Source organism: Paenibacillus sp. LjRoot153, from assembly GCF_964253085.1.
Taxonomy (GTDB): domain Bacteria; phylum Bacillota; class Bacilli; order Paenibacillales; family NBRC-103111; genus Paenibacillus_E.
Genome location: NZ_CAXUQH020000002.1, coordinates 181,763 through 193,415, shown reverse-complemented (window position 1 = coordinate 193,415; position 11,653 = coordinate 181,763). Strand labels below are relative to the sequence as shown.

Genomic DNA, 11,653 nt, shown 5'->3' with positions numbered 1-11,653 from the left:
ACATGAACGGTTTGCGTCTAAACATGGCTATCCACCCGGTTCGCGAGAAATTTGGTTTAGCAACGATTGCCATACAGGTTCAGGATTTGCTGAATTATATCGTGATTGATCCCTTAGTACAACGAAAGTTAAATGCTTTGCAGCGTAAGAAAATTGCTGCATATCTACAAGAACGTGAACTTGATCGTATCTTCTTTGGGCCAGTAGCTCTCTCTTTACGTGAAGTCAATCAATTGACTAAGGATGAGAAAGGTCTTATATTGATGCCTGGTTCAAAATTAAGTGTTCTCGATGGTCAACATCGTATATTAGCACTAAGTTTTGTTAACGAACAAATCCAGAAAGAAGTACGTTCTTTAGAAAAAAAATTAGCATTATTGAAAGTTAAGAAACGACGTTTTCCAAACGATATAGAGCTAAATGAGGAAACTATACAGACTGAAGGTAGCATTAATCAGCTGGAACAAAGGCGTTTGGAGTTAATGGAGAGTAGCTTGGCTACGCAAATTTATATTGGTTTATCTGAGGAACAAGAATGCCAGTTATTTGGAGACATAAATTCCAAAGTGCAGTTGGTTAGTAAAGAGCTGGGTCATGCTTTTGACTCCATTGATCCTATTAACTTAATCATTCAACAAGTTGTAAGTAATAATATTTATTTAAAGGCAGCAGGAGTTGAGCGGCGAGGAAATTTAACCTCCTTTAACAAAAATTTCACCTCTTTTAGTTGGCTGTATTCGATTACTACGATGTTATTTAGAGGTAAAATGCAAAGTTCCTTTGAACTTACTAGATCTATTCGCAATGATCCATCTACATATATTGAGATCTTACATCAGTTCTTCACAGCGCTGCTTCCATTCATGCCAGAACAACCAGGTCTCCCGCAATATATCTCATCTGGCAGAGTGGTACAAGAAAGTATCGCCTTATATGCGCATGGACATTTATTTAAGGATGGTATTTATCAACAGGATTGGCTTCAATGCATGGTAGTTTTTGAAGATTACAATTGGTCACATGAAAATTTTGAGTTGATCGAATTATTTGGCAAACAGGATAATGGTAAAATCAATTTGATTCATGAGAAGTCCTTACGGAAGCATTCTATTCTTGTAGATCATTTTACTAATCGGCAAGTAACGGTGATGAATTAATAAAACAAGCCAGTCTCGACATAATCGGAACTGGCTTGTTTTATTATTGTTGTTCCATAGTAAGAATATTACAAAAGTATTTCTCAAAGACTCTGCTTTCCTCACTAAATTTTGGTTATTGAAAACAGAAATAAATGCATTTTCGTGGCTATTTACTTTAGAGATTATTTCTCACCTTAGCTCCTCTTACTTGCTAAAATCTAAGTACCAGGTTAACAATATTTGTTTGTATCATGTAATCTTTAATTTTCTTAACATATCATGACTGATTGGAGTAGTATAAATATGTTAATCTGTATATCGTTTAATAATTTATCAACTTATGTATCAAAAGCGATTTTTTAATTATTATTTTTGTTAAAATTATTATTTTTATTAAAGTTATAATTTTTTTACTTGATAATTAATCCGTAATATTCAGCAAGAATTCCCATAATTTTGTCTGGAACAATACTGGATATTAGCGTTATATGAAAACCAAATTGAAGAATTACTTTATGATCTAAAGATAATGGTATAATAGATATTCTTTATACCATACAAAAAACCTCTAACCAAAATAGAATATAAGTAATTATAGGAGGATGAGTGAATGAGCGAAAAGGAGGATAATGAAATTCAACATTTAGTAAGTGCCTTATTAAATGACAATCAGATTTCATTTAAAGCTAAAGGGCTCTTTTTCAATATAATTTTCTCATATGCAGAAATGGAACTAACAATGGAAATCCTAAAGAAAATGAGCCAAATAGATAGTGAACGTTCAATTAAGTTAGGACTTACTGAGCTTGAAAAGGCTGGATATTTAAATAGAAAAACGCTTCAAAACGGTGTGCTTAGTTGGGAGTATAATATCCAGCAGAATGTAAAAGACAATAAGAAACAAAAAGTTAAAACAACAACCTCAAATGAAACTATTAAACCGATAAGAAAAAAGTTACAAACAAAAAAGAAAACGAGAAATAGGAAAACGACTCAAAAATCTGGTTTCAATCGTGCCTTGAGCAATTTCTTCAAAGAATTTTTTTAGCAATTCTTCTTATTCATAAAATACTCGCTAATTTCTCCGACAGCACTCACAGCATTAACTAAAGTGTACCTTCCAGATCAATATACGGCTGTACCTCGAGGAATTGTTCCGATTCGTCATTAACGTGAGCCTAAAATTAGTTATCATATTCCCATTCCTTGGATTACATTCAAATACCGTTTATTACCTGTTTTTGCCCACTTCAGGAAACAATAGCGATTTTTAATAATAACGGGGTTATTGGATGTAAGAATTGGTTTCTTTTGATTGGCTTTCTTTGACATGTTAAGATCACCTCCTTACTTACTTTCCTATGTATTTGTTATTTAGTTGTATTTGTTACTCATTATAACCAATCTATTAATCTATTAAACATGAGATAGCTTATTAATATTGAGCTCACCGAATCTCAAAGAAAATAGAATAAAGGAGCGAGCAGCTTTAGCTGCTCGCTCCTTTATTCTTTATTTATCAATATTCTATTGTATGATTGGAGTACCTACGGATAGTCGCAACATGCCAGTCGTAGGCGCTTGATGTAACGCGACTGCTGAATCACCATTTGGTTACCACTCTTAATAGAAGATTGGAACTCTCCAGAAGCTAGTGAAACACTTACCGTGTACTGGTCCTTGTAGCTTTATGGTTTTGCCTTTAAAAGCTAAAACTATGGTATTTACCAGCGCTATGGAGCTCTCTTGACCAGACTGTTTCTGCCTATTTACATAACCTTGCACCATAACATTCAATTGGCCATTTATACCGAGCCTTTTCAATCTTACACTTGCTTGTTCCTGCCACTTGATAAGTTCCGACTGTCTTCATGAGAAGCGTCTATTCGCATGACGACATAGCAGGTCGATTGTCCTTTTAGACTTGTAACTATTACGGTGACGACCGCTCCGGGCATAACCTCAGTTTTCGCTTTATAGGTAGTATGTGAATTGGATTCACTCAACACTTCTCCCTGAGCAATTTCAAAAGCTAGGGACAGTTTCTTTCCTGTTTGAAACATATTCAGAGCTACACCACCGCATGTTCCGTAATTTCCTGTATATTTGAAGGTGATTTGACTCTCACTTGTCATAAACGGTCTAACTGTGTTCAATAACATCACTCTCAAAGTCTTCAAATTAAGCTAATTAATATTGTTAAAATTATTAATAATAATAATATTCATAGTTTTGATATCTTTAATAATTATCACAAAAATGATAATTTTTTTTGTACATTAATAATGGTTTTTAGACTGAATTAATAGTCCCCCCTGCGCCTTTATCATAGTGCATCATTGAGGCAGTGCTTCAATACGCTTACCATGTAAGGAGCTTCCTCCATCAATCGTGAAATTCACTGAGATCCTCATTTCTGCTACATCATAGGATTAGTCTGATAGATTTCAAGGCTGGAATGTACTAAATCAACTTTTATCAATTGGTATCATAACTGTAAACTGTATGAGAAGAGGCTTTTGTGACAATACATAATCATTTTTTTGTTCCAAAGTATTCGCCTTAAATAAACGCTTTTATAAAATGGCGTCTCAAAAGCAACTACTATCATTAATCGAGACGGGGGGGTGCACTTCCACTTTTCTAAGGGACGGTTTCATTTGTTTTATAAAATCGAAAAAAGAGGTTGCCCCGCCAAATTCATGGCTTTAGAGACAACCTATTTTTATAAATAAAAATTTAAATTAATCATATCTTCTCTGTAATTTCCTTATAAGTATAACATTTTTCCAAGACCATACAGATTCTAGAAGGATTTTTACACATGAATTATTAGAATTAATATTAATAAAAAATTACTAAATATATAATTCATTTAATTATTGGTAGCCACAGATTAGTTTATGAATCTGCTTCTAATTTATTAATGTTATGATTTTTATTAAGTTTATTAATTTTAACAAACATATTATTAGTATTAAAATTAATATTCATATAAATCATTGTTGTTGTTTTTAAGATCTTCAATCCTTATATACCACTTTCTTCAGACAACTTCTTCTTTAGAAATTCTTCGAGTGCCAGGACGGCGAAAGTGGACTTCTTCATATATTTAATTTCACAATATTCATCTATTTTTCTATCTAATTCAGAAGGAATTGAGAAACAGACCGGTTTAGCTTTTTTTGTTTTTTTGGTTTTCTTAATTTCTTCTTCACTGACATATTTATTGAGTACATTTCGTCTAGATTTTTTATCTAGATCCGTTACCTCTATTTGTATTTTATTATCTAAGTCATCAAGTTGGGAAAAGTTAATTCCTTTAGCTTTCAAGCATTACTTCCCCCTTTATTTTACTAAATATTCGATTGCTTACGACCCTAATATCATTCATAACGTTCTTAGTATACTTATTATCTATTCGATTCAACATAATGCCTTCATTTTTTGAAGTTGAAACTGTGGTTGAATAGCGGATTTCTCCAATTAATTTGTGTTGGTCTATACCATACTGGATCAATTCCTTCTTCATACGTTCCAATTGTAATTTTGCTTTACCTTTTGTAATCTCAACTTTATTCCATACTAAACCATAATCCACTCTGTAACCAGCATCTTGGTAGTCAGTTATTATTTCTACACACCTCTTAGCAGCAAGTTGAGCATCTAAATCTATCTCCAAAGGAATTACACAATAATCTGAAGCTGCTATTGAGTAATTAACGATATCAGAATTTTCATTAGGGTGTGTGTCTATAATGATCATGTCAAAAAAATTTAATAGTTTTATTCATTTTATTATTTTTATTAAATTTATTAACTTTATAATTCTCATTGCTTTCAACATAATTTTGATTTACTAATTTTTTATCTTATAACATCGTTTGTCCTAGATACGAAAAATCAATAATATAATTAGAACCTTAAAATCTTTGGAGATTCCTTCAACTTTACAATGAGAGTTATAACCAAACCTAGTATCAAAATTTCAGTATTTAAAGACATCGAGCAAAAGTGTGAGTCCCTCAATGCCATGAAGCATGTCTTCGTAATAGCGAAGTTTATAGTTGGATTAAAACTCCCGCTTCTTCTCCTCCTTCATTTGTGTGACTTCATTTAAAGAGGAATATTCTTAGTCTGGTATGCTGGCGATGCCCACTTCATCCTCAAAATAAAATTACTCTATAAATAAACGCCAAATTAGTCGACCTTTCCGACCACTTTTGATAATGTTCCAACTATTTTTTTGGTAATTTCCTAAATCCCTCTTTAAGCTCTCCAGGACATCTAAGAATGCCCTTTTGAATATCGACGAAAGAGATCCAGTTTTCATGAAGCCAGTTTATGTATTCCGAAACTTGCTGTGCTGTTGGAGCTGAATAGTATGATGTTACCTCTATATCCTTTTGATGGAGCAATGTCTTTACAATATCGACCGGCATCCATTCAAATCTCTCCATTCGACATGTGTCAATGCTAAGGAAGTACTGTTACTTCCATCTTTACAAGAAAAAAGAAAAAGCCGCTCATAATTTGCAGCAGCCGTTTCTAAATTTGGATTTTCTCTTCTATTGACCTTATTGTTTCCGTTAGTGTAATGTTTTATATATCCTTATTTCAATTAATGTAATGCAATAATTCGATAATTGTAGTGAGCAATGAGTAAATGGGGGGAGTTGTTTTTTTTTTGTGATATCTCCTTATTTCTGATAGGTTGGTTCTGCAACGAAAATGTTAATTTCATTTTTTTTATCCATGATATTAACACCTATCCGATCGGTTTCACGAAGCAAGTAATCCAGGTCTAAATTGAATTTTATTTTCCAAGAATCGGACTTTACACCACTAGAATAGACTTCATTAAAACTTGAAAATTTAGTGTCATCTGCAGTTGAAATTTGAGCCTCAGTCCATATATTATCTAATCTAGCAATTTGATCAGTTTGGTTCATTATCTTACTTACCACGTCAATCTCCTTGGATCGATCTTTGTTTAATCGCCAAATATCTATTTCCTCGGGAAAAGTTATTGGTTTGTTAAATGTCAAGGTTAAATCAAGTTCGCCATGAAAAGTGCGATAACCAGACTCTATCTCTATCAATTCCCATGTAGAGGAAACAAGTTCAAAGGGACCTACAATTTCAGTTAATAATGACCTAGCTTTATTAGCTAAATCTTTATCATTTCCATTCATTATCTCATTTGCAAGATGTGCAGCCTTGTCCTTTAATTGTAGTTTTAATAAGGCAACTGCAGTGTAATATTTCTGATTATCAGATTCAATATGATTTAATAATATGTATGGATCAATTTCTGCGATATTTTTGTAGTATTCAACTCGCCAATCCATGCTTTGAGTGTTATATGTATCAACCAAATTCAATAGATTGATGCCAGCAGTAATTAGATCTTGCCTGCTGTTTGTAGACTTAGCTACTTCAATTGTTCTTTTGAACAAATCATCTATCTGCGAACGTATTGATAAACTCAAAAGTCTACCAATCTCCCAAACTACCGACTGATAATCAACATATAACTCAATACTTTTTGAATTTTCGCTTATTTTCGATTCATAATTCTCTGTCATATATCTTTCTAAACTGGTTCTAGCACTGTATAAACTTTCATTTGCAGAACTAAAACGTTTCTCAGCTGCATTTGCAATTGATAATGCGTTATCTAATTTTTTTTGTTTTTCTACTTCTGCAATTCCCCTCTCTTTTTTTATGGAATCTGGAACATCTCCGAATACGTACAAGGGAACGGTAAATCCAGCTCGGCTTACGGTGGTAGTTGTATATTTGTAATAGTGAACACCCTGTACATACTTGTTATACATAATTTTACTACTATCTGGATTTGTAATTAAAATATTAGATGCTATTGTTATAAAGCCCGGATCATTTAAAGGAGCGTTTTCGCTGCCTGTGACACCAAATACGATGAATGGATCTCTAGAGATTAATCCCCTACAATATAATAATTAGGTATATCGTCTTGTGGGTTGTTCGTAGAAGAATTATTAACGGTAGCATTATACTCTTTCCTAACCTGCTCAAAGTTCTCTTTTTCAACGTTATATGTATATAGTGCATCGTTATAAGCGGATCTTAAAGTCTTCTCGTCATCTGTTATTGTTCTTGTGCTGTAAGGATGAGGATAATATGTATACTCAACTTTAGCACCAGAACTTTCTCCAAGAAACCGTAATGGAACCATTGTATTTCCGTTAATTATTTTTGGCGGAATATCAAGAATTACTTGTTTACCATCAACCATCGCCTGTGTGTTATCCACTTGTAATTTAATTTCTTTATTTTTTTTCGTACCAATAATAGTTTTAGAGGAAAATACGTTCAATGGAACATAACTAGGATTAGTCCCGCTATGTTCGCTTGATCGGCCCGAGCGAATGAGCTAGGGATAGTGAGTCAGCAAAGAATCATTATGGATATGCAAAAAATCGATAAAGAAGATTCCATTCTTTATCGATTTTTTTGCTTTATTTAAATGAGAACTAATCTTTACTGTGGATGGTTTTTTCCGTGTTACACACCATATATCAGTTGACAAGAACTTGATGTCATAAATGACAAGAACTTGATCCCATTTCCCACACACAACAACAACTTGGTGTTTTCACATAAAATGCGCTAGTTAAAATTTCCAACAACCCCCTTCTAACTATTCACTTTTCCTGCAGTTCTTTTTGTGGAGCTCAAACAAGCGAATTTAATGATTTGTACATACTTCTCTGTCTTCCATTTCCATCCGTCCCTTGCTTCCTTTTCAATTTCATTTTTACATTGAAGCATTAAAATCTCTAAAGCGTATATATTCATTTCCAAACACCTCGTTGTTTTCAGTTAAAAGGAGTACACATCATCTGAATTTTGTTTATCATATAACTCTTTGTAATAACCATTTATTCCCAACAAATCCCTGTGAGTTCCGCTTTCGATGATCCGGCCATTTTTAACAACAAGAATCTTATCTGCATGCAGTACGGTAGAAAGACGGTGCGCCACCATAATAATCGTTTTCTCGCGATCAATTTGATGAATCGATGCTTGAACGAGCTTTTCGCTTTCGTTATCAAGGGCACTGGTCGCTTCATCAAGTAAGATCATTGCCGGATTTTTTAAAAAGACGCGGGCAAGAGCAATCCGTTGCTTCTGACCACCCGATAGTTTTATTCCTCTTTCGCCAATTTCCGTCTGATAGCCATTAGCTAACATGCATATGAAATCGTGGGCAAAAGCTTTTTTCGCTGCAACAATTATTTCATCATCGGTAGCATCAAGCTTCGCCATTTTAATGTTGTCTTTCACCGAAGAGCTATAGAGAAAGCTATCCTGCGAAACGACTCCCGTATGCTCCCTAAGACTGGATATGGAATAGTTTTTGATATTCACGCCATCGATCAGAACTTCACCGCGATCCACATCATACAGTCGGGTCAACAGTTGAAGCACCGTACTCTTGCCCCCACCGCTGCCTCCGACAAATGCATAGGTCTTGCCTTTTTCGAGCGTGAAGGAGATATCCTTAAGCACTTCGCTATTGCCATCGTATGAAAAAGAGACATGATCAAAACGAATAGAATCCGTGAACGCTTTTAGATGAACAGGCCGATCGATTTCTTTAATTACCGATGGCGTAGCGAAGAAATCAAAAACTCTTTGCAGAGCCACACTTCCTTCAGCGATCGTCGGAAATGCTTGAACCAAAGCCGCAACGGGACTTTTCATACGATCCACATAAGCAAAGAAAGCGATCAAGCTTCCGAGGGTTAATCTGCCGTCGATGACGTACATACTGCCGATAGCTACCACAATAAAAGGCGTTACATCGCTTAATACGTTAACGGAAGCTAACGATATCGCATTGAGCACGTCTTGCTTATCGGTTATTCGCTCGTAGTGCTGCAAATGCTGGTCGAGTTCCTCTTCATCCTTTTTTACCGAAGAGAACAGATTGGATAAGAAGTATCCTTGAATTTTTTCCATAATAAAGCCGCTAAGAATCGAACGGTAATTCATCATGGAACGCGTCGTTTGTTTTAGTCTCTTCGAAAGAAGATGGGCCAGCGCAAATTGAATGCCTGTCAGCAGTACAGAAAGCAGCGTCAATTTCACGTTTAAAGTAAACATCACGCCGATCACAAAAATCAGTACAATCGTTTCAATCCAAACGTTAGAGAAAACGGCCGTCATGAACCCTCTTATTCTTTCGATATCGTCGAAAAACCGGGTTCCGATTTCTCCGCTTTTATTATTAGCGAAATATTTTGCATCCAAGGTATGCACTTTATGGAAAGCCTCTTTGCGAAGCGCTTTGATCACATTGTTATTCCCCTTATGCATGAAAAACTGTCTCACATACTCCATCGGCGCACGGACAACAAAAAAGATCGCAACCATCATAACCGCAATGAACAGCAATTGCGCTATTTTGTCTGTACGGGATAAGGCTTCATTCTGAAGAAGATTATCGAACAGATATCTAAATACAAGCGGAATAGAGAGCGGGATAAGAAAACGAAATAAGCTGCCGACAAACCCCAAAATGTAAAACTTCTTTTCTTTATTTACATAAGGTAAAAAACTCTTGAACGTACTCAACTGACAGGCCTCCTTCACACGTATATAACTTAAATGTTCAGGTATAGGGCTCTTTTCGCCGCCTTCCCGTCTGAAACCATCTTATCTTGAAACGCGAGCCTGCAACGCGCAAACAATGAACACTACACCGCAAAAGATTGCGGCCTGCGCGCAAACAATGAAGCTCAAAGAAAAAAATGAGGCTGTCTCAAAAGGTCTAAAAAGACCTAAGAGATAGCCTTGTTTTTTTGCATTAAAATAACAAAAAGAAATCTCTCTTTGGTAAAATGGAGGTACCACCCAACCATTTAAACGTAAGGAGAGATTTCTTTGTTTCTTAAATATACCATGGATCAACTTATGCTGCCAATGGATCTGGAAGAAGATATCCCCCAAAACCACCTCGTTCGAGTTGTTAATGCGGCAGTAAATCGTCTAGACGACGCCATCTTCGATGCCGCTTATCCAGGTGGCGGGCGAGACAGTTACCATCCTAAGATGCTCACGAAAGTTATCATTTACGCATACACTCAGCGCTTGTACTCATCCCGTCAAATTGCAAAAGCTATTCGCGAAAATATCGTGTTCATGTGGATCGCCGGCAGACAGCGTCCGGACTTCCGTACCATCAATCGGTTTCGGTCCGAACGAATGAAAGCTGTGCTAGAGACCGTATTCACCGCGGTTCTGCAGTTTTTAGCGGACGAGAAATACGTGGGGCTTGAGCATTACTTTGTTGACGGAACCAAAATCGAAGCGAATGCCAATCGGTATACGTTTGTTTGGGGTAAAGCTGTCGTGAAGCATAAAGCGAAACTTCAGGAGAAAGTACAGACACTGTTTGCCACCATTGAAGAAGCCGAGAGCCAAGAAGAGCGGGTGCACGCCGGCCAAGACCTGAGTGAACTGGGTGAAGTGTCTGAAATCACAAGTCAAAAATTAGAGACTGCGGTCAAACTATTGGAAGAAAGACTGCAAGCTAAACCAAAGGACAAGCCTCTGAAAAAGGCTGTGCGCGTGCTCCGTAAAGACTTGCTCCCTCGCCTCCAAACGTATGAATCTCATCAAGAAATTTTAGGAAACCGAAATAGCTATAGTAAGACCGACAAAGACGCTACGTTTATGCGGATGAAAGAAGACCACATGCGCAACGGTCAGTTGAAGCCTGGCTACAATGTGCATATTGGCACCGAAAATCAATTCATTCTTGGATACAGCGTGCATCAGCGGCCTACCGACACGCGCTGTCTCATCCCTCATCTAGAGAAAGTAAAGTCTGCTCTTGGTAAACTACCAGCTACCGTCATCGCAGATGCAGGATACGGCGGCGAAGAAAACTACGACTATTTAGAGGGAAATGAAGTCGAAGCCATCGTCAAATATAGCACCTACCACCGCGAGAAAAGTAAGGCATGGCAAAAGGATATTAGTAAAATCGACAATTGGACGTATAACACCGAACAAGACACATGGACATGCGCGTTGGGGCAAACACTTATTTTCCGGAGAGCGAGCAAGGAGAAAACCGAAAGTGGATACGAAATCGAGTATCGCCATTACCGAAGCATAGGCTGTGAAGGATGTCCCCTGAAACCACAGTGTACGAAAGCTGAAGGTAATAGAGAAGTTAAAGTCAGTCTGAAGTACTTACGTTTGAAAAACCAAGCACGCGAAAAGCTCCGAAGCGAAGAAGGTTACGCCCTTGCGGTTCGGCGGATGATCGAGCCAGAGCCTGTGTTTGGAGACATGAAGAACAACCGAGGTTTCAAAAGGTTTATGCTTCGAGGCTTACCCAAAGTAAGTCTGGAGGTCGGTTGGCTTTCCCTTGCCCATAATCTGCTCAAGAAAGCAGCCGTAGACGCCAAAAACAAAGGATCTAAGCGCAAACAAGTCGCTTAGATCCTTTTTCA

Annotated in this window: 10 protein-coding genes; 3 read left to right on the top strand and 7 right to left on the bottom strand. The window is 36.5% G+C overall.

Annotation, left to right across the window (positions count from 1 at the left end):
* Nucleotides 1-2: 2 nt before the first annotated feature.
* Nucleotides 3-1,157, top strand: coding sequence for a DNA sulfur modification protein DndB (locus tag ACSQ8P_RS36240; protein WP_436239828.1), 1,155 nt, complete (start codon nt 3-5; stop codon nt 1,155-1,157).
* A gap of 592 nt (nt 1,158-1,749) precedes the next feature.
* Nucleotides 1,750-2,187: a hypothetical protein gene (locus ACSQ8P_RS36235; RefSeq protein WP_436239827.1), complete on the top strand. Its 438-nt coding sequence runs from the start codon at nt 1,750-1,752 to the stop codon at nt 2,185-2,187.
* Between the two features lie 143 nt (nt 2,188-2,330).
* On the opposite strand, the gene ACSQ8P_RS36230 is transcribed toward ACSQ8P_RS36235, so the two are convergent.
* The 7 genes from ACSQ8P_RS36230 to ACSQ8P_RS36200 all read right to left on the bottom strand — a co-directional run bounded on the left by ACSQ8P_RS36230 (nt 2,331) and on the right by ACSQ8P_RS36200 (nt 9,764).
* Nucleotides 2,331-2,471 (bottom strand): hypothetical protein, encoded by a 141-nt coding sequence (locus tag ACSQ8P_RS36230; RefSeq protein WP_436239826.1) that lies wholly within the window; start codon nt 2,469-2,471, stop codon nt 2,331-2,333.
* 494 nt (nt 2,472-2,965) lie between these two features.
* Entirely contained in the window at nt 2,966-3,274 is a 309-nt protein-coding gene (locus tag ACSQ8P_RS36225; protein ID WP_436239825.1) for a hypothetical protein, read from the bottom strand.
* 895 nt (nt 3,275-4,169) lie between these two features.
* Nucleotides 4,170-4,472, bottom strand: coding sequence for a hypothetical protein (locus tag ACSQ8P_RS36220; RefSeq protein ID WP_436239824.1), 303 nt, complete (start codon nt 4,470-4,472; stop codon nt 4,170-4,172).
* On the bottom strand, nt 4,462-4,905 hold the full coding sequence (locus ACSQ8P_RS36215) for a hypothetical protein (protein ID WP_436239823.1): 444 nt from the start codon (nt 4,903-4,905) through the stop codon (nt 4,462-4,464). The genes ACSQ8P_RS36220 and ACSQ8P_RS36215 overlap by 11 nt, the downstream gene beginning before the upstream one ends.
* 934 nt (nt 4,906-5,839) lie before the next feature.
* Nucleotides 5,840-6,979, bottom strand: coding sequence for a hypothetical protein (locus tag ACSQ8P_RS36210; RefSeq protein WP_436239822.1), 1,140 nt, complete (start codon nt 6,977-6,979; stop codon nt 5,840-5,842).
* A 122-nt stretch (nt 6,980-7,101) separates the two neighbouring features.
* Complete coding sequence (locus ACSQ8P_RS36205; protein WP_436239821.1) at nt 7,102-7,500, bottom strand: copper amine oxidase N-terminal domain-containing protein; 399 nt, start codon at nt 7,498-7,500, stop codon at nt 7,102-7,104.
* A 506-nt stretch (nt 7,501-8,006) separates the two neighbouring features.
* Nucleotides 8,007-9,764, bottom strand: coding sequence for an ABC transporter ATP-binding protein (locus ACSQ8P_RS36200; RefSeq protein ID WP_436239820.1), 1,758 nt, complete (start codon nt 9,762-9,764; stop codon nt 8,007-8,009).
* Between the two features lie 309 nt (nt 9,765-10,073).
* Here ACSQ8P_RS36200 and ACSQ8P_RS36195 point away from each other — a divergent pair, with 309 nt between their 5' ends.
* Complete coding sequence (locus tag ACSQ8P_RS36195) at nt 10,074-11,642, top strand: IS1182 family transposase (RefSeq protein ID WP_436239819.1); 1,569 nt, start codon at nt 10,074-10,076, stop codon at nt 11,640-11,642.
* The last annotated feature ends 11 nt before the right edge of the window (nt 11,643-11,653 follow it).

Coding starts and splice junctions, on each gene's coding strand:
- ACSQ8P_RS36240 (WP_436239828.1), top strand. CDS start 3: ATGAACGGTTTGCGTCTAAACATGGCTATCCACCCGGTTCGCGAGAAA.
- ACSQ8P_RS36235 (WP_436239827.1), top strand. CDS start 1,750: ATGAGCGAAAAGGAGGATAATGAAATTCAACATTTAGTAAGTGCCTTA.
- ACSQ8P_RS36230 (WP_436239826.1), bottom strand. CDS start 2,471: ATGTCAAAGAAAGCCAATCAAAAGAAACCAATTCTTACATCCAATAAC.
- ACSQ8P_RS36225 (WP_436239825.1), bottom strand. CDS start 3,274: ATGACAAGTGAGAGTCAAATCACCTTCAAATATACAGGAAATTACGGA.
- ACSQ8P_RS36215 (WP_436239823.1), bottom strand. CDS start 4,905: ATGATCATTATAGACACACACCCTAATGAAAATTCTGATATCGTTAAT.
- ACSQ8P_RS36210 (WP_436239822.1), bottom strand. CDS start 6,979: ATGTATAACAAGTATGTACAGGGTGTTCACTATTACAAATATACAACT.